The 21,399-nt window shown below is 73.7% G+C and carries 22 protein-coding genes; 11 read left to right on the forward strand and 11 right to left on the reverse strand.

Translation table 11 applies throughout. The annotated features are described in order from the left end of the window. The first annotated feature begins 67 nt into the window (after positions 1–67). Positions 68–1,954 carry a phosphoenolpyruvate carboxykinase (GTP) gene (locus C1N71_RS10080; RefSeq protein WP_137756274.1) on the forward strand — a complete coding sequence of 629 codons (1,887 nt, stop codon included), beginning with the start codon at positions 68–70 and terminating at the stop codon, positions 1,952–1,954. 178 nt (positions 1,955–2,132) lie between these two features. Here the strand turns inward: C1N71_RS10080 and C1N71_RS10085 are convergent, their stop codons facing one another. Continuing rightward, positions 2,133–2,525 (reverse strand): single-stranded DNA-binding protein, encoded by a 393-nt coding sequence (locus C1N71_RS10085; RefSeq protein WP_175414178.1) that lies wholly within the window; start codon positions 2,523–2,525, stop codon positions 2,133–2,135. A gap of 90 nt (positions 2,526–2,615) precedes the next feature. Between C1N71_RS10085 and C1N71_RS10090 the strand changes: the two genes are divergently transcribed. From C1N71_RS10090 to C1N71_RS10110, 5 genes are all read left to right on the forward strand, one after another. Next, positions 2,616–3,299, forward strand: a complete 684-nt coding sequence (locus tag C1N71_RS10090) for an FMN-binding negative transcriptional regulator (RefSeq protein WP_175414179.1) — start codon at positions 2,616–2,618, stop codon at positions 3,297–3,299. A gap of 11 nt (positions 3,300–3,310) precedes the next feature. Beyond that, a complete protein-coding gene (locus tag C1N71_RS10095; protein WP_137756276.1) occupies positions 3,311–3,820 on the forward strand; it encodes a sigma-70 family RNA polymerase sigma factor in 510 nt (169 codons plus the stop codon). Further along, positions 3,817–4,539 (forward strand): hypothetical protein, encoded by a 723-nt coding sequence (locus C1N71_RS10100; RefSeq protein WP_137756277.1) that lies wholly within the window; start codon positions 3,817–3,819, stop codon positions 4,537–4,539. Before C1N71_RS10095 ends, C1N71_RS10100 begins: the two co-directional genes overlap by 4 nt. A 105-nt stretch (positions 4,540–4,644) precedes the next feature. After that, complete coding sequence (locus C1N71_RS15460; protein ID WP_137756278.1) at positions 4,645–6,711, forward strand: TPM domain-containing protein; 2,067 nt, start codon at positions 4,645–4,647, stop codon at positions 6,709–6,711. 71 nt (positions 6,712–6,782) lie between these two features. Continuing rightward, positions 6,783–7,568, forward strand: coding sequence for a PspA/IM30 family protein (locus C1N71_RS10110; RefSeq protein WP_137756279.1), 786 nt, complete (start codon positions 6,783–6,785; stop codon positions 7,566–7,568). A 745-nt stretch (positions 7,569–8,313) separates the two neighbouring features. Here the strand turns inward: C1N71_RS10110 and C1N71_RS10115 are convergent. Together C1N71_RS10115 and C1N71_RS10120 are read right to left on the reverse strand one after the other, a co-directional pair. Then, complete coding sequence (locus C1N71_RS10115) at positions 8,314–9,510, reverse strand: glycosyltransferase (RefSeq protein WP_175414180.1); 1,197 nt, start codon at positions 9,508–9,510, stop codon at positions 8,314–8,316. A gap of 43 nt (positions 9,511–9,553) precedes the next feature. Beyond that, positions 9,554–10,069: an AAA family ATPase gene (locus C1N71_RS10120; RefSeq protein WP_137756281.1), complete on the reverse strand. Its 516-nt coding sequence runs from the start codon at positions 10,067–10,069 to the stop codon at positions 9,554–9,556. A 48-nt stretch (positions 10,070–10,117) separates the two neighbouring features. On the opposite strand from C1N71_RS10120, the gene C1N71_RS10125 reads away from it, so the two are divergent. Continuing rightward, a complete protein-coding gene (locus C1N71_RS10125) occupies positions 10,118–10,573 on the forward strand; it encodes a hypothetical protein (RefSeq protein ID WP_137756282.1) in 456 nt (151 codons plus the stop codon). Here C1N71_RS10125 and C1N71_RS10130 read toward each other — a convergent pair. The 4 genes from C1N71_RS10130 to C1N71_RS10145 form a co-directional block, all read right to left on the reverse strand. After that, positions 10,570–10,959: a VOC family protein gene (locus C1N71_RS10130; protein ID WP_137756283.1), complete on the reverse strand. Its 390-nt coding sequence runs from the start codon at positions 10,957–10,959 to the stop codon at positions 10,570–10,572. The two genes, C1N71_RS10125 and C1N71_RS10130, sit on opposite strands and share 4 nt — an antisense overlap. Further along, positions 10,956–11,255, reverse strand: coding sequence for an ArsR/SmtB family transcription factor (locus tag C1N71_RS10135; RefSeq protein ID WP_137756284.1), 300 nt, complete (start codon positions 11,253–11,255; stop codon positions 10,956–10,958). Before C1N71_RS10135 ends, C1N71_RS10130 begins: the two co-directional genes overlap by 4 nt. Positions 11,256–11,301: 46 nt before the next feature. After that, positions 11,302–12,726: an amidase gene (locus tag C1N71_RS10140; RefSeq protein ID WP_137756285.1), complete on the reverse strand. Its 1,425-nt coding sequence runs from the start codon at positions 12,724–12,726 to the stop codon at positions 11,302–11,304. A gap of 553 nt (positions 12,727–13,279) precedes the next feature. Next, positions 13,280–13,678: a hypothetical protein gene (locus C1N71_RS10145; protein WP_137756286.1), complete on the reverse strand. Its 399-nt coding sequence runs from the start codon at positions 13,676–13,678 to the stop codon at positions 13,280–13,282. A gap of 164 nt (positions 13,679–13,842) precedes the next feature. On the opposite strand from C1N71_RS10145, the gene C1N71_RS10150 reads away from it, so the two are divergent. The 4 genes from C1N71_RS10150 to C1N71_RS10165 are packed head-to-tail and all read left to right on the forward strand — an operon-like array spanning position 13,843 to position 17,520. Continuing rightward, positions 13,843–14,757, forward strand: a complete 915-nt coding sequence (locus tag C1N71_RS10150; protein WP_137756287.1) for an ATP-binding cassette domain-containing protein — start codon at positions 13,843–13,845, stop codon at positions 14,755–14,757. Continuing rightward, positions 14,754–15,605 carry an ABC transporter permease gene (locus tag C1N71_RS10155; RefSeq protein ID WP_137756288.1) on the forward strand — a complete coding sequence of 284 codons (852 nt, stop codon included), beginning with the start codon at positions 14,754–14,756 and terminating at the stop codon, positions 15,603–15,605. Before C1N71_RS10150 ends, C1N71_RS10155 begins: the two co-directional genes overlap by 4 nt. A gap of 11 nt (positions 15,606–15,616) precedes the next feature. Continuing rightward, the gene (locus tag C1N71_RS10160) at positions 15,617–16,873 is read left to right on the forward strand and encodes a sensor histidine kinase (RefSeq protein ID WP_137756289.1); all 1,257 of its coding nucleotides are present in this window, start codon (positions 15,617–15,619) and stop codon (positions 16,871–16,873) included. Then, a complete protein-coding gene (locus C1N71_RS10165; RefSeq protein ID WP_137756290.1) occupies positions 16,870–17,520 on the forward strand; it encodes a response regulator transcription factor in 651 nt (216 codons plus the stop codon). Before C1N71_RS10160 ends, C1N71_RS10165 begins: the two co-directional genes overlap by 4 nt. Before the next feature lie 524 nt (positions 17,521–18,044). Here the strand turns inward: C1N71_RS10165 and C1N71_RS10170 are convergent. The 4 genes from C1N71_RS10170 to C1N71_RS10185 are packed head-to-tail and all read right to left on the reverse strand — an operon-like array spanning position 18,045 to position 21,329. Continuing rightward, positions 18,045–18,629 carry a GNAT family N-acetyltransferase gene (locus tag C1N71_RS10170; RefSeq protein ID WP_137756291.1) on the reverse strand — a complete coding sequence of 195 codons (585 nt, stop codon included), beginning with the start codon at positions 18,627–18,629 and terminating at the stop codon, positions 18,045–18,047. Positions 18,630–18,631: 2 nt separating this feature from the next. Beyond that, positions 18,632–19,306 (reverse strand): uracil-DNA glycosylase, encoded by a 675-nt coding sequence (locus tag C1N71_RS10175; protein ID WP_137756292.1) that lies wholly within the window; start codon positions 19,304–19,306, stop codon positions 18,632–18,634. Continuing rightward, on the reverse strand, positions 19,303–20,013 hold the full coding sequence (locus C1N71_RS10180; RefSeq protein ID WP_175414181.1) for a Type 1 glutamine amidotransferase-like domain-containing protein: 711 nt from the start codon (positions 20,011–20,013) through the stop codon (positions 19,303–19,305). Before C1N71_RS10180 ends, C1N71_RS10175 begins: the two co-directional genes overlap by 4 nt. Then, entirely contained in the window at positions 20,010–21,329 is a 1,320-nt protein-coding gene (locus C1N71_RS10185; RefSeq protein ID WP_254678161.1) for an aspartate aminotransferase family protein, read from the reverse strand. The genes C1N71_RS10180 and C1N71_RS10185 overlap by 4 nt, the downstream gene beginning before the upstream one ends. Positions 21,330–21,399 lie beyond the last annotated feature (70 nt).

The raw sequence follows: 21,399 nt of genomic DNA on the forward strand, positions 1-21,399 counted from the left end.
AAGAACCACTGAACATTCGTGCGCCATCTGCATGGATCGTTGGGAAAGCCAGCGCAAGGTGGAAGACATGACGATCCTTCCTCCGCCTCCGACGGCCGGCGCATCCGCCGCCAAGGCCGCGCGCACCCTCATCGGCGCCCCCGACGGCACCGCTCCGTCGGTCGTCGCGTGGGTCGCGAGCGTCGCCCGCCTCACCGAGCCCGCGACCATCCAGTGGTGCGACGGCTCCGACGCCGAGTTCGCGTCGCTCGTCGAGACCATGCTCGAGGCCGGCACGATCGTGCCGGTGCCCGCTCGCCCCGGCAGCTACCTCGCACGCAGCCATCCCGACGACGTCGCCCGCGTCGAGGACCGTACGTTCATCTGCTCCGTCGACGACGAGGATGCGGGCCCGACGAACCACTGGCGCGAGCCGACCGCGATGCGCGAGACGCTCGGCGGCCTCTTCCAGGGCGCGATGCGCGGTCGCACGATGTACGTCATCCCCTTCTCGATGGGTCCCGTCGGCGGCCCCATCTCCAAGCTCGGCATCGAGCTGACGGACTCCCCCTACGTCGTGGCGAGCATGCACGCCATGACGCGCGTCGGCGGCGGCGTGCTCGAGGCGATCGCCGCGGGCGACGAGTGGGTGCCCGCCGTGCACTCCGTCGGCGCGCCGCTCGAGCCCGGCCGGGCCGACTCCCCGTGGCCGTGCAACACGACGAAGTACATCTCGCACTTCCCCGAGACGCGCGAGATCTGGTCGTTCGGCTCGGCGTACGGCGGGAACGCGCTGCTGGCGAAGAAGTGCTTCGCGCTGCGCATCGCCTCCGTGCAGGCGCGCGACGAGGGCTGGCTCGCCGAGCACATGCTCATCGTGCGCATGACGCACGAGGACGGGCGTCGCCTGCACCTCGCCGCCGCCTTCCCGTCCGCGTGCGGCAAGACGAACCTCGCGATGCTGAAGCCCTCGATCCCGGGCTGGACGGTCGAGACGATCGGCGACGACATCGCCTGGATGCGCACCGGCGCCGACGGCCGCCTGCACGCCATCAACCCCGAGAACGGGTTCTTCGGCGTCGCACCCGGCACCTCCGAGGCGACGAACGCGACGGCGATGGCCATGCTCGACCGCGACACGATCTTCACGAACGTCGCGCTCACCGACGACGGCGACGTGTGGTGGGAGGGCATGACGAAGCACGCGCCCGAGGGGCTCACCGACTGGCGCGGCGAGCGGTGGACGCCGGAGTCCGGCCGACCCGCTGCGCACCCCAACGCCCGCTTCACGGTGCGCGCCTCGCAGTGCCCGTCGATCGCCGACGACTGGGATGCGCCGGAGGGCGTGCCGATCGATGCGATCGTGTTCGGCGGACGCCGGCCGACGCAGGTGCCGCTCGTCATGCAGGCGCGTGACTGGGAGCACGGCGTCTACGTCGGCGCGACGATCTCGAGCCAGCAGACCGCGGCCGCCGAGGGCCCCGTCGGCGAGATCCGCCGCGACCCGTTCGCGATGCTCCCGTTCTGCGGCTACGACATGGGCGACTACTTCCGCCACTGGCTCGACGTCGGCCAGCGCCTCGGCCGCAACGCACCCGCGATCTTCAGCGTCAACTGGTTCCGCCGCGACGCCGACGGCGGGTTCCTCTGGCCGGGCTTCAGCGAGAACGCCCGCGTGCTCGAGTGGATCGCCGGCCGCATCGCCGGCACGGCGGACGGCGTCGACACCGCGATCGGCGTGCTGCCGACCGAGGATGCGATCGACGTCGAGGGCCTCGACCTGCCCGAGGGCGTGCTCGAGGAGCTGCTCGCCGTGGACGCACCGGCGTGGCTCGCCGAGCTCGTCGACGTCGACGCGTTCTTCAGCCAGTTCGAGCGTCTGCCGTTCGGCCTGCGTCGCCAGCTGAACCACGTGCGCTGGCGCCTCGAGCAGCAGACGTCGGCCCAGGCGACGGACGCGCTCGTCGCCGCCTGACGCGACCGCGCCAGCACGGAGCCCCCACCGCGATCGGCGGTCGGGGCTCCGTCGCGTCTCCCCCACCAGCCGTCGGGGAGCGCGCGAGCCGAGGGCGAGCACGCGTCACGCGACCCGGGCCATCGCGAGCACGCCGAGCAGCGCGACCCTCCGCGACGGGGTCCGTCGCACGACCCGCCTACTCGTCGAAGACCGGCCAGTCCGCCTCCAGCGCCCCGGCGGGTCGACGCAGCTCCACCGTGACCTCCTGCCCCAGGGCGAGGTCGACGGCGATGGTGGTCGCCTCGACGACCCGACGCTGCTGAGCCCTGCCGTCGACCTCCCACGACTCCGTGTGCTCCTTGCCGGTCACCGTCACGCCGTGGCCCTGCCGCAGCGTCCGCGCCGCGAGCCTGCCGAGCGTCGAGCGCGCCTCGACGTGATGCGTCGTCGGCACCTCGTGCCACACCGGCTCCCCGCGCACGTACCGCCCGGTGCGCTCGACGACCACGAAGGTCGTCACGGCGTCGGCGTGCTCCGCGCGCTGCTCGGGGTCGGCTGCCAGGTTGCCTCGGATCGTGCGACGTCCCATGCATCGGATCGTCGCACGATCCCGCGTGCGAGGCTGGATCGTCGGCGACGTCGGCCGCTCGGGCGTCGGGGCGGATGCGAGGATCGACGCGTGCAGCCCAATCCCCAGTACCGCGTCGAGGATCCCCGCTTCGTGCGCGACCTCGTCGTCGCGCATCCGTGGGCGACGCTCGTCAGCCACGTCGCAGGCGACCCCGTCGCCTCCCACACCCCGCTGCTGCTCGACGAGGTCCCGGGCGCGAACGACGGCGACGCCATCGCGTTCGTCACGCACCTCGGCCGCGCCGACGCCCGCCTCCACGGGCTCGTCGGGGGCGGCGCGACCGGCCTCGGCACGATGCTCGTCGTGATCCAGGGCGAGCACGACTACGTGTCGCCCTCCTGGTACGTCGGCGCCGACGCCGGCCAGGTGCCGACGTGGAACTTCGAGGCCGTGCACGCCGTGTGCGACGTCGCCGTCGTCGACCACGCCGAGAACGTCGCGACCCTCGAGCGCCTCGTGGCGCACTTCGAGGGCGATCGGCCGGGCGCGAAGCGTCTCGACGTCGACGACGAGACGAACCTCGGGCTCGCGATGGGCACGACGGGCCTGCGCCTGACGGTGCGATCGTGGACGGCGAAGTCGAAGCTCTCGCAGAACAAGTCGCCCGAGACCCGCGCGAGCGTCATCGCCCACCTGCGCGGCGACCATCCCAGCCTCGCCGCACGCATGCAGGCGTCCCTCGACGCCGATCTCGCCTCCGCCCCAACCGATCCGGGCCGCTCGGCGTCGTAGAGGGTGGAGGGATGGCTGCGCACTGGGAGCAGGTGGTGACCCGACTGGTCGCGGAGCGCGGTGCTGCCCTCACCCGATACGCCGCGCTGCTGTGCGGCGACGACGAGGAGGCGAGGGACCTGGTGCAGGATGCGCTCGCAGCGACGTTCGGTCGCCTGCGCAACGGCTTCGAGGTCGAGCAGGCCGAGGCGTACGTGCGCCGCGCGATCGCGAACCGCTTCCTCGACCGCGCCAGGCGCCGCCAGCGGTGGCAGCGCATCCGTCCGCTCGTCGTGCCCCACGAGCGACTCGACTCCGGCTCGACGCTCACCGGCGCGCACCTCGACATGGCGGCGCGGCTCGAGCGCCTCAGCCCGCGCGAGCGCGCGTGCATCGTGCTGCGCTACTACGAGGATCGCTCGGTCGACGAGACGGCGAAGGAGCTCGGCATCGCGCCCGGCTCCGTGAAGCGCTACGTGAGCGACGCGATGCGCAAGCTGCGCGAGCAGATCGCGACCGAGGATGCGGGAGGTGCGTCGTGAACGACGACGAGCTGCGCGAGCGCCTGCGCGCGATGCCCGAGCCGACGACGACGATCGACGTCGACGCGGTCGTCGCCGACGCGCGACGCCGCCGCCGCCCGAAGGTCGTGGGCGTGGGCGTCGCGGCGGTGGCCGGCTGCCTCGCCTTCCTCGCCCCCGTGGTCGTGCCCGGGCTGCTCGGCCCGGATCCCGTGACGTCGACGCTGCAGGAGCAGGGCGCCGCGGAGCAGGGCGACGCGAGCGGCGCGCCCGCCGCACCGGCACCGGCCGCGACCTCCGGCGGGGAGCCGGACGCGTCGACGTTCCAGTCCAGCGCGCCCGAGGCCGCAGGGGGCGCGCAGGACGCGTGCGCGCCGCCGACGCCCGCAGGCGAGGTCGTCGCCGGCCTCGGCATCGCGTTCTCGGACGATCCGGCGGATGGGGATGCCGCGCTCGTGCTGACGAACGCCAGCCCCATCACGATCGACGTCGGCGTCGGCGAGGTCGGCACCATCGTGCTCGACGGCGGCCTCGTCGCGACCTCGACCGAGCTCGACATGGACGCGGCGACGCGGCCGGTCGCGATCGGCTCCGGCGCGACCGTCGAGCTGCCGATCGACCTCGCTCGCTCGACCGTCGCCTGCGGGTACGGACCGGCCGGTCTCGCACCGTCGCCGCTCGTCGTGCTCGACGTGGGCGGCGCGCGCATCGTCGTCGCCGGCACACCGTTCGCATCCTGACGATCGTTCGCTCACAGCACCCGCCCGCTCCCCCGAATCCCACGGCTCTCGCGTAGACCCGCCGGGTAGGCTCCCGCCGTGACGCGACCACCCGAGGGGGGATGGATGCCCAGCATCGTCAGAGGGATCGTGGCCGTCGGCATCGCCGCGGCTGCGGGGCTCGGTCTGAGCGCGGGGGCGCTCGTCGCCGAGGATCCCGTGGACCTCGGCGGCGACGTGTTCGTCGACGAGACGGGCACGCTCGACGCCGCCGCCGTGACGGAGGCGCTCGAGGCCGCGAACGCCGAGTCGACCGTGCCCGTGTACGCGGTCGTCGTGCGGTCGTTCGACGGCGCGGCGCCCGGCGACTGGTCGAACCAGTCGGCCGTCGACTCCGGACTCCCCGCCGACTCCGTCCTCCTGTCGATCGCGCTCGACGACGGCCAGTACGCGTACTCGACGGGTTCCGGCGTGGACCGATCCTCGGAGCAGATCGACGACGCGGTCCAGAACCACCTCGTGCCCGAGCTGAACCAGGGCGACATCGAGGGCGGGATCGTCGCGTTCGCCGATCGCATCGCGGAGGACGCGGCGACGCCCGGCCAGCAGGCCCTCGGCGTCGGCGGCGCGGTCGTCGGCGGGCTCGTCGTCGTCGGCGGCGCCGTCGGCGTCGGCGCCCTCGTGCTGCGTCGGCGACGCACGGCACGCGCCGCGAAGGCCGAGATCGAGCAGCAGCAGCAGAGCCTCGAGCAGCTGAAGCAGCGCGCCGACATCGCACTCGTGCAGCTCGACGACACCGTGCAGCAGTCGGAGCAGGAGCTGCAGTTCGCGCAGGCGCAGTTCGGCGACGAGCCCGTCGCGCAGTACGCGCAGGCCGTCGAGCGCGCGAAGGGCGGCCTCAAGGAGGCGTTCACGCTGCAGCAGCAGCTCGACGACGCGTTCCCCGACTCCGACCAGGAGCGGCACGACTGGTCGAGCCGCATCCTGCAGATCGCCGAGGGTGCGACCGCCGAGCTCGCAAGCCAGGCGAAGGGCTTCCAGGAGCTGCGAGACCTCGAGCACACGGCGCCGCAGGCACTCGAAGCCGCCGCACGCGCCCGCGCCGAGCTCGAGCGCCGCATCGCGGGCGCGAAGCAGATCCTCGATCGGCTCGACGACCGCTACACGGGCCTGTCGATCGCACCCGTGCAGCAGAACATCGACGGCGCCGAGCGCCTGCTGCCCGCGATCGACGAGGCCGTCGCCGAGGGGCGCGGCGCGGAGCCCGGCCGCGCGGCCATCGCGGTGCACGCGGCGGAGGCGGCGATCGCGCAGGCGCAGTCCCTGCTCGCAGGGGTCGAGCGCGCTGGCGACGACCTCGCGGCATCCGAGGAGCAGCTGCGCGCGCTCGTCGACGACACGGAGACCGACGTCGCCGTCGCGCGCTCGCTGCCGAGGGGCGCGGGCGACCTCGCGCCGATCATCCAGCTCGCCGAGCAGGCGATCGCCGACGCGCGGCGCACGCCCGTCGACGTCGTCGAGGTGCTGCCGAGGCTGCAGCGCGCGAACGACACGCTCGAGCAGGCGACGGGCCAGTCGCGCGAGGAGTCGGAGCGGCAGGGTCGCGCGGCGTCCTCGCTGCAGGGCTGGCTCGCGTCGGCACGCGCCAACATCGACGCCGCGGAGCAGTTCCTCACCACGAGGCGCATCGCCGTCGGCTCGCATGCTCGGCAGATGCTCGCGCTCGCGCAGGAGGACCTCGCGCAGGCGCTGCGGCTGCAGTCGACCGACGTCGCCGCCGCCGCCGATGCGGCGCGGCGCGCCTCCGAGCGCGCCGAGCAGGCCATGCGCGACGCGGACGAGGACGTCCGCGGCTTCGGCGGCGGCGGATTCGCGCCGCGGAACCCCTACTACCGCGGCGGTCGTCGCGGCGGCTTCGACGGACCCGACCTCGGCGGCTTCGGCGGCGGCATGGGCAACGTCGGCGGCGCGGTCATGGGCGGCGTGCTGGGCTCGGTGCTCGGCAACATCCTCATGGGCGGCGGCTCGCACCACGGCGGCGGCGACTGGGGAGCGTCCGCCTCCGGCGGCGACGGCGGATTCTTCGGCGGCGGCGACGGCGGCGGGTTCACGAGCGGCGGGGGCGACTTCGGCGGCTTCTTCGGCGGCGGCGGCGACTTCGGCGGCTTCGACGGCGGCGGCGGCGACTTCTGAGTCGACGCGGCGCGCGACCTGCGACATCCATCCACACGATCCAGACCACGACGGCACTCGAAAGGCAGACCATGTCCAAGCAGTCCATCCTCGGCCGCATCGCGCAGCTCGCGCGGGCCAACGTCAACGCGCTCCTCGACCAGGCCGAGGACCCGCAGAAGATGCTCGACCAGCTCGTACGCGACTACACGAACTCGATCGCCGAGGCCGAGCAGGCCATCGCGCAGACGATCGGCAACCTGCGCATGCAGGAGCAGGACTACCAGGAGGACGTGCGCGCGGCGCAGGACTGGGGCCGCAAGGCGCTCGCGGCGAGCCAGAAGGCAGACCAGCTGCGCAGCGAGGGCTCGCCCGACGCCGACAAGTTCGACAACCTCGCGAAGGTCGCGCTGTCGAAGCAGATGCAGTCGGAGTCGGAGGCGCGCTCGGCGGAGCCGTCGATCCGCTCGCAGACCGAGGTCGTCGACAGGCTCAAGGGCGGCCTCGACACCATGAAGCAGAAGCTCGACGAGCTGAAGGCGAAGCGGTCCGAGCTCATCGCGCGCCAGAAGACCGCGCAGGCGCAGTCGCAGGTGCACGACGCGATCAAGTCGATCGACATCATGGACCCGACGAGCGAGATCGGCCGCTTCGAGGAGAAGATCCGCCGCGAGGAGGCGAAGGTGCTCGGCCAGCAGGAGCTCGCCGCGTCCAGCCTCGACGCGCAGTTCGAGGCGCTCGAGAACCACGACCGCGACATCGAGATCGAGGCGCGCCTCGCCGAACTGAAGCGCGGCCAGCAGCAGGCGGTCACGTCGGGGCAGCAGCAGCAGGCCGTGACCGACGGCACGGTCGACGCGGAGGTCGTCGACCGCTGACGCGCGGCACGGATGGGAGGGGGCGCGCCTGCGGGTGCGCCCCCTTCGTCGTGTCCGGGGTGCGCGCCGGATCCAGAGGCCGCCCCGTCGAGAGGCCGCCCCGTCGAGAGGCCGCCCCCCGCAGAGGCCGCCCCTTGCAGAGACCGCTTCTCGCGTGGCCCGCCTCTTGAGGTGCGAGCGCAGCGAGCCTCGAAAGGGACCGCCACACGACCCGCGCGCACCCTTTCGAGGCTGCGGACGCTCGCCGAATCCGAAGACCGCCCCTTGAGGTGCGAGCGCAGCGAGCCTCGAAAGGGACCGCCACAGGACCCCGTGCACCCTTCGAGGCTCGCCGCGCTCGCACCCCAGGGAGCGGGAAGGGCGACGCCCGACAGGCGGAAGCAGAACGAGGCGGATCCCCATGACCGCCCCTTGAGGTGCGAGCGCAGCGAGCCTCGAAAGGGACCGCCATAGGACCCCGTGCACCCTTTGAGGCTCGCTGCGCTCGCACCTCAGGGAGCGGGAGGGGCGACGCCCGACAGGCGGAAGCAGAACGAGGCGGACCCCATGACCGCCCCTTGAGGTGCGAGCGCAGCGAGCCTCGAAAGGGACCGCCACAGGACCCCGTGCACCCTTCGAGGCTCGCTGCGCTCGCACCTCAGGGAGCGGTAGGCGCGACGCTCGACCAACGGAGACGAACGACGAACGACGCCCGACCAACGGAGACGAGCGACGAGCGCGGCACGCCGCGTGGCCCGCTCGAGCGTCAGTCGGGATCGGCGCCGAGCGCCCGGTACACCTGGTCGAGGCGCGCCGCCGACGCCTGCCACGTGCGTCGCTCGATCTCGGCGCGCGCGGACGTCGAGAGCTCGGACAGCGCGACAGGGTCGTCGATGAGCCTGCGGCACGCGGCTGCCCAGCGCTCGGGGTCGCGACCCTCGACGAGGATGCCCGTCGTGCCGTGCACGACCGACTCCGGCAGGCCGCCCACGTGGGCGGCGACGACCGGCGTGCCGCACGCCGCCGCCTCCAGCGCGACGATGCCGAACGACTCCGCCCTGCTCGGGATGAGCACGAGGCTCGCAGCGCCCAGCAGCCGGGCGAGCTCGGGGCGGTCGAGCGATCCGATGCGACGCACACGATCCTCGACGCCGAGCGACGCCGCGGTCTGCACGAGCTCGTCGACGAAGGCCTCGTCGCCCGGCGGCGGCTCGCCGGCGATGGCGAGCACGGCGTCGTCGAGGTGCTCGAGCATCCGCACCGCGAGGTCCTGGCCCTTCGTCGACTGGATGCGTCCGGCGACGACGACGAGCGCCTCGTGGTCGCGCACGCCGAGCCTCGCGCGCACGTCGTCGCGCACGCCGAAGCCGGGCGGCGCGAACGCGTCGGCGTCGACGCCCGGCCGCACGAGCCAGATGCGCGAGGCGTCGACGTGCAGCTCGTCGATGACGCAGTCCGCCTCGGCGTTCGAGACCGCGACCACCGCGTCGGCCTCGAGCGCGAGGTACCGCTCGGTGAGCCGTCGCCGCTCGGGCTCGGCCTGGCCGCCCGCCGCCTTCTGCACGGCGAGCGTGTGGAACGTCTGCACGAGCGGCACGCCGAGCGCGAGGCTCACGGGCAGCGCCGCGAGTCCGGAGAGCCAGTAGTGGGCGTGGATGACGTCGTACGGCTCGTCGGCGTCGACGGCGACGCGCTGCAGCTCCTCGCCGAAGTCGTCGGCGAGGTTCGGCAGGTCCTGCTTGCGCACGACGCCGCCGCCGGTCTCGAGCGCGAAGAGCGTGACGCCCGGTGCGACGCGCTTCGTCCAGCGCGTGCCGTGGGCGCGCGTGAAGAGGTCGACGCGATGGCCGTGGGCGGCGAGCGCCCGCGCGGTCTCGAGCACGTAGACGTTCATGCCCCCCGCGTCGCCCGAGCCGGGGCGGTCTGCGGGCGACGTGTGCATCGACACCATCGCGATCCGCATGGGCGTCAGCGTAGCCCGTGGGATGCGGCGCGCGCCGGGCCGATCAGTCCGCGTGACGCAGCGCGTCGCGGATCGCAGCGACCGACGCCACCGCGTCCTGCCTCGCATCCACCACGATCCGCGGCTCGTCCCACGCCTCGAGCGCCGCACGTCGGGCGACGACCGACGCCCAGGACGGCTCGGGGAAGCCGCCGGGCAGGTCGCGCGTGCGCTCGGCGAGGCGACGCCGATGCTCGGCCTCGTCGGCGAGCCGGACCTCGACCCAGCGCAGCTCCACGCCCGTGGTCGCCGCGAGCGCGCGCCACTGGTCCCTCGCCTCGGGTGCGTCGTTCACCGCATCCACCACGACGTCGCGTCCGGCGACGAGCTGCCGCCGCGCGAGCTGCTCGACGACGACGTAGGCCGCGAGCCCCGTCGGCTGCGCGGCGTCGATGCCCGCCGCGAGCATGGCCGCCTCCGCGTCGTCGACGGACGCGAGCGTCGCGCCCACCTCGGCGGCGAGCGCGGCCGCGATCGTCGTCTTGCCGGTGCCGGGGAGACCGGCGAGGACGACGAGCATGCGCTCGATCCTGCCAGCCGCAGCCGCGGCGTCGATAGGCTCGCGGCCATGGGTCTGCGCTCGATCGGCCTCGCGACGGGACGCGTCGCGCACGCCGCGATGCAGCCGGTGCAGCGCGTGCTGTGGTCGAGGGCCGTCGCCGTGCCCGGCTACCACCTCGCGACGCAGGCGGCGCTCGCGTGGGGCAGGCTCCTCGGCGGCGACGTGCGCCGCGAGGGCGACCTGCGCGTGGTGAGCGGCCTGCCCGAGTGGGCGTTCGGGCGTGGCGGCACGACCGTCGGGGCGACCTTCCTCACCCGGTCCAACGTCTCGACGGACGTCCTCGCGCACGAGGAGGTGCACCGGCAGCAGTGGCTGCGCTACGGCCTCGCGTTCATCCCGATGTACTACGCCGCCGGCATCGACGCGCACGCGAACCGATTCGAGATCGAGGCGGGCCTCGAGCGCGGCGGCTACCTGCCGCGCCGGGCGACGCGACCGCGCCGCCGCCCCACCGCCTCCTAGCCCTTGGGCTGCAGCAGCTGCACGAGGTTGCCGCACGTGTCGTCGAAGACGGCGACGTGCACCGTGCCCGCGTCGACGGGTGGCTGGGTGAAGACGACGCCGGCGGCTGCGAGGCGCGCGTGCTCGGCCGCGAGGTCGTCGACGTGCAGCACGAGCGACGGGATGCCGTCCTCGCGCAGCGCGTCGCGATAGGGCGCGACCGCCGGGTGGCTGCTCGGCTCGAGCAGCAGCTCGATGCCGTCGACGTCGCCGGGCTCGACGAGCGTGAGCCACGCGTCGTCGCCCAGCGGCACGTCGTGCTTGACCGCGAAGCCGAGCGTCTCGGTGTAGAAGGTGCGTGCGGCGTCCTGGTCGTCGACGAAGACGCTCGTCAGTCGGATCCTCATGGGTCGGTCCTCTCGGCTCGCGTGGGATGCGGGATGCGCCAGCGCTCGACGATGGCGGCGAGGGGCGCGGGGTCGAAGGAGTGCACCTTCGTGCGCCCGCGACGCTCGGCACGCACGAGCCCGGCCTCCTCGAGCACCGCGAGATGCTGCGAGATCGCCTGGCGCGTCATCGTCACGCCGTGCCGCATCGCGAGCGCGCCGCACAGCTCGAAGAGCGTCTGCTCGTCGCGCTCGGCGAGCAGGTCGAGCACCGTGCGACGCGTCTCGTCGTCGAGGGCTCGGTACACGTCGGGCACGTCGCGAGATTATGCAAGCCGCGGCTTGCATGTCAAGGGCACGAGGCTACGGCGCGAACCGACGCCTGCCGACGTGCTCCCACGGGATGCGCCGCTCGAGCTGCCTGCCGATGGCGAGGAGCGTCGCCTCCTCCCCCGGACGCCCGATGAGGTGGGCGCCCATCGGCAGCCCGTCGGCGGTCTCGTGCACCGGCAGGGTGATCGCCGGCAGCCCCGACACGTTCACGAACGACGTGTGCGGCGTGTGTCGCACCTGCTGGCGGAACGACTCCTCGGGATCGTCGCCGTACCAGTCGAGCGGACGCGCCGGGAGCGCCGTCGTCGGCGTCAGCACCGCGTCGAACGGTGCGAACGCCGTGAGCACCGTGCGCTCGTACGCCGTGAAGAGGGCGACGGCCTGCGCGACCTCGCCGGGCGTCAGCGTGCGGCCTGCATCCGCGAGCCAGCGCGTGAGCGGCTCCACGCGCTCGCGCTCCTCCGCGGTGAAGGGGATGCCGGCGGCCCCGTACCGCCAGAGCGTCGCGAACGTGTCCGCGTAGCCCGGCAGTGCGGGCATCGCGAGCTCGTCGATGCCGTGCCCGGCGGCGTCCAGCTCGCGCACCGCCACGGCCACGGCGTCGCGCGCATCCTGCGAGATCGTCACGTCGACGGCGTCGTCCCACGGCGTGCCCTCGAGCACGGCGATGCGGAATCGACCCTCGCCGCGCGTCGCGGCGGCGAGCAGCGAGCCGCCGTCGGGCTCGGGCGAGCGCAGCGTCGTGCGGTGCGGCACGACGCCGTTGACGCGCCCGAGCATCGCCTCCATCAGCAGCGCCGCGTCGCGCACCGTGCGCGCGATGGGGCCCGAGACCGACAGCCCGCCGATCTGCCCGAGGCCGGAGTGCGCCGGCACGCGCCCTCGGGACGGCTTGAGCCCCACGAGCCCGCAGATGGATGCGGGGATGCGGATGGACCCGCCGCCGTCGCTGCCGGGCGCGAAGGGCAGCAGACCCGCCGCGACCGCGGCCGCCGCGCCGCCCGAGGAGCCGCCCGCACCGAGGTCCGGGCGCCCGGGCAGCGTCGTGTGCCCCGTGAGCGCGCTCGAGGTGTGACCCGAGAAGCCGAACTCCGGCGTCGCCGTCTTGCCGAGGCTCACGCCGCCCGCGGCGTCGAGCACCTCGACGATCGGATCCGAGACGCTCGGCACGAAGCCCTCGCGCGCCCGCGACCCGAACTGCGTGCGCACGCCGGCGCGCTGCACGAGATCCTTGTCCGCGAAGGGCAGGCCGAACATGACGGGCGTGCGGTCGTCGGCGGCGTCGAGGGCATCGGCGCGCGCGAGGGCGGCGTCGGCGGTGACGGTCACGAACGCGTTCGTCGTGTCGCGCGCGATGCGGCCGAGGTAGTGCTCGGCGACCTCCCGCGCCGAGACGCGCCGACGGTGCAGGGCGTCCCAGAGGTCGATGGCCGTGAGCTCGTGCAGCGCCGTCACGGATCGAGCCTACGCGCAGGGCGAGCCGCGAGCCGCGGTCCTCGGGGCTGTCCCCTCAGCGGGTCGAGGAGCGCGCGAGCTCGAGCGAGCACGCGTCACGAGACCTGCCGGCCCCACGGGCGTCGTGCGGCTCGGAGTGCTCGCGATGACTCGGGTCTCGTGACGGCTGCGGCCTTCGGCTGCGGCCTCCTCGACCAGCCGGAGGGGCGCCGTGCCCGCTCGCAGCCAGCCGGTCGAGGAGGCCCCGAGCGCAGCGACGGGCCGTCACGAGACCACGCGACGTTCCCGCCCGACGCCACCGTGCGCATGGTCGGGCGGGAGCAGCGCTCGCGTGGTCTCGTGACGCGTGCTCGCGATGACTCGGATCTCGTGACGGCTGCAGCCTTCGGCTGCGGCCTCCCCGACCAGTCGGAGGGGCGCCGAGCGGACCCCGGCGCCCACCACCGGCTGGTCGAGGAGCGCGCGAGCGCGAGCGAGCACGCGTCACGAGACCCGAGTCACCGCAGAGCGTCGGCCGCGACCCCTCCCGCTCCACGCACGGCCTCGAGCCGACCTACGAGTAGCGACCCGACCGCCGTTGCTGCCGCATGCGCTCGGTGCGCTGGCGCATCTGCTCCCGGGAGACGTAGTTCGTGAGCTCCTTGAACGGGTCGCGCCCGACGAACCGCGGCACCTCGGCGCGCAGCGCCGCGACCGCCTTCGCGAGCTCGAAGTACTCGCCGATGCGCGTGCCGTGCCCGGGGTCGATGTGCCGCAGTCGCGCCTCGAAGCGCTGCCTCCCCTGCACGACGATCCGCCGGACCGTGCCCCGGCTGACACCCGCGACCGAGACGAGCCACAGACCGTCGCCGATCGGGGTCACCGTCGCCTGCGCCCCGGCGGCATCCGCGGCGGCGGCGGCCTTCGCCTCGGCCTCGATGCGGGCCGTGCGCCACTCGTCGTACGTCGCCATGCCGCGAGCATGGCACCCGGCACCAACACGGCAGGCGGGCGGCGCATCCCGCGCGCTCGCATCCCCGGTACCGCTCGCCGTGGCACCCGGGTACGACGTGCAGCGGGCAAGGTTCCTCCCTCGCGACGACGCGACCGACGGACCCTTCGCGGCACCGTGGATGCATGATCGTTGCAGAGCATCTCACCAAGCGCTACGGCGCGAAGGTCGCGGTCGACGACGTCGGCTTCGAGGTCCGGCCGGGCCTCGTCACCGGCTTCCTCGGCCCCAACGGCGCGGGCAAGTCGACGACGATGCGCATGATCGTCGGGCTCGACCGCCCCGACGCCGGATCCGTCACCGTCTCGGGCGTCCCCTACCGCGAGCTGCGCTCCCCCCTCACCGAGGTCGGCGCGCTGCTCGACGCGAAGGCGTGGCACCCGGGCCGCACCGCCGAGCGCCACCTGCTGGGCCTCGCCGCCACGCACGGCATCGGCCGCGACCGCGTGCGCGAGGTGCTCGAGCTCACGGGCCTCGAGTCGGTCGCCCGCAAGCGCGTCGGCGGCTTCTCGCTCGGCATGGGCCAGCGCCTCGGCATCGCGGCGGCGCTGCTCGGCGACCCCCACACCCTCATCCTCGACGAGCCGGTCAACGGCCTCGACCCCGAGGGCGTCGCCTGGGTGCGCCGGCTGCTGCGCGGGCTCGCGTCGGAGGGACGCGCCGTGCTGCTGTCGTCGCACCTCATGAGCGAGATGGCGCAGGTCGCCGACCGCGTCGTCGTGCTCGGCAAGGGCCGCGTGCTCGCCGACCAGTCGATCGAGGAGATGCTCGGCGCGCAGGGCAGCCGGCAGGTCGTGCTCGTGCGCGGCTCCGGCGTCGACCGGCTCGCGCACCTGCTCGCAGGCGACGACGTCACCACGACGCAGGTCGCTCCGGACGCCGTCGAGGTGTCCGGCGTGCCCGCGCCACGCATCGCCGAGGTCGCCGTGGGCGCCGGCATCGGCATCGAGGAGCTCGCGCCCCGCAAGGCGACGCTCGAGGAGCGCTACATGGCGCTCACGAGCGACGCCGTCGAGTACAGGACGGAAGGCATCCGATGACCACCGCAGCCACGACCGACGCCGCCGACGCGCGTCGCGCCACCTACCGCGAGACCTCGCACCGCGTGACCTTCGGCGGTGCCGTGCGTGCCGAGTGGATCAAGCTCACGAGCGTGCGCTCGATCGGCTGGGCGATCGCGATCGCCGTCGTCATCACGGCGGGGCTCGGCGCGCTCGTGACGTTCGCGACCCTCGCGACGGCCCCGGAAGGCGCGATCGAGCAGGGTCTGTTCCAGGAGATCCCGCTCGCGTCGCTCGGCGCATCCGGACTGCTCGTGTCGCAGCTCGTGTTCGCCGTGCTCGGCGTCATCGCCATGACCGGCGAGTACGGATCCGGGCAGATCCGATCCTCGCTCACCGCCGTGCCCGCCCGCACGCCCGTGCTCGCCGCGAAGGCGCTCGTCCTGGGGCTCATCGCGTTCGTCGCGAGCGCCGTCGCCCTGACGATCGGGATGCTCGCGACGGTCGGCATCGCCCTCGCGTTCGGCGTCGAGGCATCGACGATCGACATCGACGCATCCGTGCCCTTCGCGGTGCTCGCCGGCGCCGTCTACCTCGCGCTGCTGACGGTCTTCTCGCTCGCGATCGGCACCCTCGTGCGCTCCGGTGCCGGCGCCATCGCCATCGCGCTCGGCGTGCTGCTCGTGCTGCCGACGATCGTCGGCCTCATCCCCCTCGAGTGGGTGCAGGATGCGTCGCCGTACCTGCTGCCGAACGCGGGCATGACGATGTCGATGCCCGGCGCCGACCCCGGCGAGGACTTCTGGCGGGCGCTCGCGGTGACGATCGCCTGGCCCGCCGTCGCCCTCGTCGGCGCCGCCGCAGCCCTCGTGCGCCGCGACGCGTAGGGTCGAGCATCGTGACGAGCGTGACCGGCACCCCCGACGTCAGCGTCGGGGGTGCCGTCGCGCTCCCTCGCCCTCCCGGCGTGCTGCGGCGCTTCACGGCGCGCCACCCGCGCCTCGTCGACTGGACGCTCGCCATCGGCACGCAGCTGCCGGTGCTCGCGATCGGCATCGTCATCGCCGCAGTCGACCTCACGCAGCGCATCGACGGCCTGCTCATGGTCGCGGCCGCCGTCGTCGCGGGCGGCGCCCTGCTGTGGCGGCGGCGCTGGCCGCTCGCCGTCGTCCTCGTCATCAGCGCGCTGCTCGCGCTGCCGACGCACGTCGTCGTCGGCGCGTTCGTCGCCGTGTACGTCGCGCTCTACTCCCTCGGCGCGTACGGGCGCACCCTGCACGTGTGGCTCGGCGTCGCCGGTGCAGCGGTCGCCTCGCTCGTGTCGACGCTGGTCGTGCCCGCCATCGAGACGATGGACGTCGGGCCCGTGGTGTCGATCAACCTCGTCGGCATCGCATCCTTCGTCGTCGCCGTGCTGCTCGGCACGTCCGTGCGCGCCAGGCGCGCCTACGTCGCCGCCCTCATCGCCCGCGCCGACGACATGGCGCGCGACCGCGACCGGCAGGCGCAGCTCGCCGTCGCCGCCGAGCGCGCTCGGATCGCTCGCGAGATGCACGACGTCGTGAGCCACGGCCTCACCGTCATGGTCACGCTCGCGGAGGGATCCGCGGCGCAGGTCGCGCGCGACCCCGAGCGGGCGGGTGCCACGATGCGGCGCGTCGCCGACGCCGGACGCGACTCGCTCGCCGAGATGCGCAGGCTCCTCGGCGTGCTGCGCGAGCCGGGCGACGGCGCCGAGCTCGCGCCGCAGCCGGCCGCGGGCGACCTGCAGGCGCTCGTCGCATCATTCCGCGACGTCGGCATGCCCGTGCGGCTCACGACGTCCGGCCCTGCGATCGCCGACTCGGCGCTCGCGCTCACGGTCCACCGCATCGTGCAGGAGGCGCTCACGAACGCCATGCGCCACGCCTCCGACGCGGGCCGCGTCGAGGTCGACGTGCGGCACGGCGCAGGCGTCGTTCGGGTCGAGATCGTCGACGACGGCTCGGGAGCCCCCGCATCCACCACCGGCGCCGGCCGCGGCATCGTCGGCATGCGCGAGCGCGCGGCGCTCTTCGCCGGCGACGTCGCAGCCGGCCCACGAGAGCCCTCCGGATGGCGCGTCGTCGCCACCCTCCACGAGTCCCCGTCCCCAGTGCAGGAGCGGCCCGCATGACCATCCGCATCGCCCTCGTCGACGACCAGGAGCTCGTGCGCCTCGGCTTCCGCATGGTGCTGGAGGCGGAGGACGACGTCGAGGTCGTCGGCGAGGCCGGCGACGGCGCCGCGGGCGCGGCGCTCGCGGCGCGCGGCGACGTCGACGTCGTGCTCATGGACGTGCGCATGCCGGGCGTCGACGGCATCGCAGCGACCGAGCGCATCACGGCGCGACCCGAGCATCCGAAGGTGCTCGTGCTCACGACGTTCGACCTCGACGAGTACGCCTACGCGGCGCTGCGAGCGGGCGCGAGCGGCTTCCTGCTGAAGGATGCGCGGCCTGCGGAGCTCATCGCGGCGATCCGCGCGGTGCACGCGGGCGACGCCGCGCTCGCCCCGACGGTGACGCGGCGCATGCTCGAGCACTTCGCCTCCGCCGCGCCCGCGAGCGCCGACGCGTCGGTGCTCGACGTGCTGACGCCGCGCGAGCGCGAGTTCCTCGTGGCGATCGCCGAGGGGCTCACGAACGACGAGCTCGCCAGGCGCTTCGTGCTGTCGGAGTCGACGGTGAAGACCCACGTCGGTCGGCTGCTCCGCAAGCTCGATGCGCGCGACCGCGTGCAGCTCGTGATCCTCGCCTACGACCTGGGCCTCGTCGGCCGCTGACCCTTCGGTCGCTCACGTATCGCAGGCGATTCCGGCCCACGAGGGAGCATCGCCCCTGTGAGGCGAGATCGCCTGCGAAACGCGAACCGGATGCGGTCCGCTCACGGTTCGCAGGCGATCAGGATGGGTCGAGGGAAGCTACCCCTCCGCCACCCCGAATCGCCTGCGAAACGCTCTCCACGCGCGCGTCCCCACCACGTTTCGCAGGCGATTCGGCGTCATGAGGGAACATCGCCCTCGTGAGGCGAGATCGCCTGCGAAACGCGAAACGGATGCGGTCCGCTCACGTATCGCAGGCGATCCGCGTTGGTCGAGGGAAGATGCCCCTCCGCCACCCCGAATCGCCTGCGAAACGCTCTCCACGCGCGCGTCCCCACCACGTTTCGCAGGCGATCCAGCGCCACGAGGGAACATCGCCCTCGTGAGGCGGGATCGCCTGCGAAACGCACACCGCGCGGGGACGGGCCGCAGCCGCGACCCCGGTCCGACGCCGCCTCAGCTACGCCGCCTCAGTGACGCCCGCGTCAGCGACGCCGCTTCAGGCGCCTCGTCATCGTGATGGTGCCGAGCCAGCGATCGAACTTGAAGCCGACCTTGCCCATCCGTCCCGTCTCGCGGAAGGCGAGGCGCTCGTGCAGCGCCACCGACGCCTCCGCCTTCTCGTCGGCGATGACCGCGATCATCTCCTTGCAGCCCGCGAGGGTCGCCGCATCGATGAGCGCGACGAGCAGCGCCTTGCCGAGGCCGCGGCCCGTGGATGCGGGCGCGAGGAAGATGGAGTGCTCGACGATCGTGCGGTAGGCGCTGCGCGGCTTCCACGGCTCGGCGAGCGCGTAGCCGAGGATCGTGCGCGTGCCCGACTCGGCGACGAGGAACGGCAGTCGCAGCCGCTCGAGCCCGTCGAACGTGCGGCGCCACTCCTGCAGCGTCTTCGGCCGGTCCTCCAGCGTGACCGACGAGTTCAGCACGTAGTGGGCGTGGATGGCGCGCACCGAGGGGATGTCGCGCACGGTCGCGGGGCGGATGACGTACGAGAACTCGGGCTCGGCTCGCACGGTGCGCAGGTGTCGCGGCAGGACGCGTCGCGGCTCGTACTCCTCGGGCAGCATGCCTACTCCAGTCGCCAGTCGATGGGGGCGGCGCCCTGCTGCTGCAGCAGCTCGTTCACGCGCGAGAAGGGCCGGGAGCCGAAGAAGCCGCGCGACGCCGACAGGGGCGAGGGATGCGGGCTCGCGACGATCGGGGTGCTGGCGAGCAGCGGCGCGAGCGCCCCCGCCTTCGCGCCCCAGAGCACGGCGACGAGCGGCTGCGGGCTGCGCGCGAGCGCTGAGATCGCCGCGTCGGTCACCGCCTCCCAGCCCCATCCGCGGTGCGCGTCGCTCGTGCCGGCGCGCGTCGTGAGGACGCGGTTCAGCAGCAGCACGCCCTGATCGGCCCAGCGGCTGAGATCGCCGTGCACGGGCGCGGGGATGCCGAGGTCGGCCTCGAGCTCGCGGTAGATGTTCTGCAGCGAGCGCGGCACGGGCCGCACGGCGGGGTCGACCGAGAACGACAGCCCGACGGCGTGGCCGGGCGTGGGATAGGGATCCTGCCCGACGACGAGCACGCGCACGTCGGCGAGCGGGCGCTCGAAGGCGCGCAGGACGCGCGGCCCCTCCGGCACGTACGGCCGGCCCTCGGCGACCTCCTGGCGCAGTCGCTCGCCGAGCTCGCGGATCGTCGGCTCGACGGGCGCGAGCGCCTCCGCCCAGCCGCGGTCGACGAGCTCGGCGAGCGGACGCGTCATCGGCCGCCCAGCACCGCGACCTGCACGTGCGGGCCGTCCTTGGTGCACACGTACACGTTGCCCTCGCCGGCGGCGACGAGCGCCTGTGCGCCCGCGACGAGCGACGTGCGCTCGTCGATCGCCACGGTGCGCTCGGCGAGCTCGGCGTCGACGATCGCGACGGCCCGGCCGAGGTTCCCGTACTGCGCGGCGTGCACGTCGACGACGACGTCGACGAGGCCGAGGCCCTCCTCGAGCGTCACCTCGTCGAGCCCCTCCGACGACGGCTGCTGCGTCACCTCGACGCCGCCGATGCGCCAGCCGCCCAGCAGCGCGACGTCGCCCGCGATCATCGCGCCCGCCGAGAAGCCCGCGTAGGGCGTGCCGTCGGCGACGAGCTCGCGGATGGCCTGCGCGGCCGGCATGACCGCGGCGTGGTAGCCCGGCGTGAGGCCGCCGCCGACGAAGATGGCGTCGCCGCCCAGGAGGTCGTCGGCGGCGAGCACGCGGTCGGCGGCGAGCTGCACGAAGCGGAGCTCGCAGCCGTGCTTCGCGAGGTCGGCGCGATACTCGTCGTGCCAGCCCTCGCCCTCGGCGACCGTCTCGGCCCACAGCACGACGACGATCGTGGGCGTGCCGCCCGCGCGCTCCCGCGCCTCCTCGACGAAGCGTCCCGTCCAGGCCGACTCGTCCTCGGCCCATCCACCGCCGATGAGGTGCACGCTCACGCGGCGACCTCGGCGAGCGCCTCGTCGTAGATCGCGAGCGCCTGGCGCGCCTCGTCCTCGGTCACGACGCACGGCGGCACGACGTGGATGCGGTTGTCCGCCGCGAACGGCAGCAGCCCGCGCCGCAGCAGCGCGCCCTTGAGCGCGCCGATGACGTCGGCGCCGACCGGCTCGCGCGTCTCGGGGTCGGCGACGAGGTCGAGCGCCCAGAAGACGCCGACGCCGCGCACCTCCCCGATCATGCGGTGCCGCTCGGCGAGCGCTGCGAGCCCCGGCCCGAGCACGTCCTCGCCGATGCGGTGCGCGTGGTCGACGATGCCCTCCGACTCCATGGCGTCGAGCGTCGCGACGATCGAGGCCGCCGCGAGCGGGTGGCCGGAGTACGTGAGGCCGCCCGGGAAGACGCGGCGCGTGAAGGTGTCGTGGATCTCGGGGCTCACGACGACGCCGCCGACGGGCACGTAGCCCGAGTTCACGCCCTTCGCGAAGGCGATGAGGTCGGGACGCACGTCGTGGGCGTCGTGCGCGAACCACTGGCCGGTGCGGCCGAAGCCCGCCATGACCTCGTCCATGATGAGCATCGCGCCGAAGCGATCGGCGAGCTCGCGCAGACCCGCGAGGTACCCCGGCGGCGGCACGATGACGCCCGCGGTGCCGGGGATGGCCTCGACGAGGATCGCGGCGACGGACTCGGGCCCCTCCGCCTCGATGACGCGGCGCATGTGGTGCAGCGCGCGCTTGCACTCCTGCTCGAGCGTCTCGGACCAGAACTCGGAGCGGTACAGGAAGGGTCCGAACGCGTGCACGTGCCCGCGCGCGAACTCGTTGGGCACGCGCCGCCAGTCGCCGGTCGCGACCACGGCCGCACCGGTGTTGCCGTGGTACGAGCGGTAGAGCGAGACGACCTTGTCGCGGCCGGTGTGCAGGCGCGCCATGCGGATGGCGTTCTCGATCGCGTCCGCCCCGCCGTTCGTGAAGAACACGCTCTGAAAGCCGGGTGCGTGCGACAGGATCGCCGCGGCCGCCTCGCCCCGCACGAGGTTCGTCGTCGCCGGCGCGACGGTCGTGAGCACCTCGGCCTGCGCGCGGATGGCGGCGACGACCTTCGGATGCTGGTGGCCGATGTTCGTGTTCACGAGCTGGCTCGAGAAGTCGAGGTACTCGCGCCCCTCGTGGTCCCACACGCGGGTGCCGAGGCCGCCGGCGATCGCGAACGGGTTCGTCTGGCCCTGCACGGACCAGGAGTGGAAGACGTGCGCATCGAGCGCGCGGGCACGGTCCCCCGCGCTCGGATCCGCCTCGTGGCCCGAGGGCATCGCGTCGTTCAGCACCGTGTCGGTCATGGATGCTCCTTCGAAGGGCCATGCGGGAGGGGCGGGGCATCGC

Source organism: Agrococcus sp. SGAir0287, assembly GCF_005484985.1.
Taxonomy (GTDB): Bacteria; Actinomycetota; Actinomycetes; order Actinomycetales; family Microbacteriaceae; genus Agrococcus.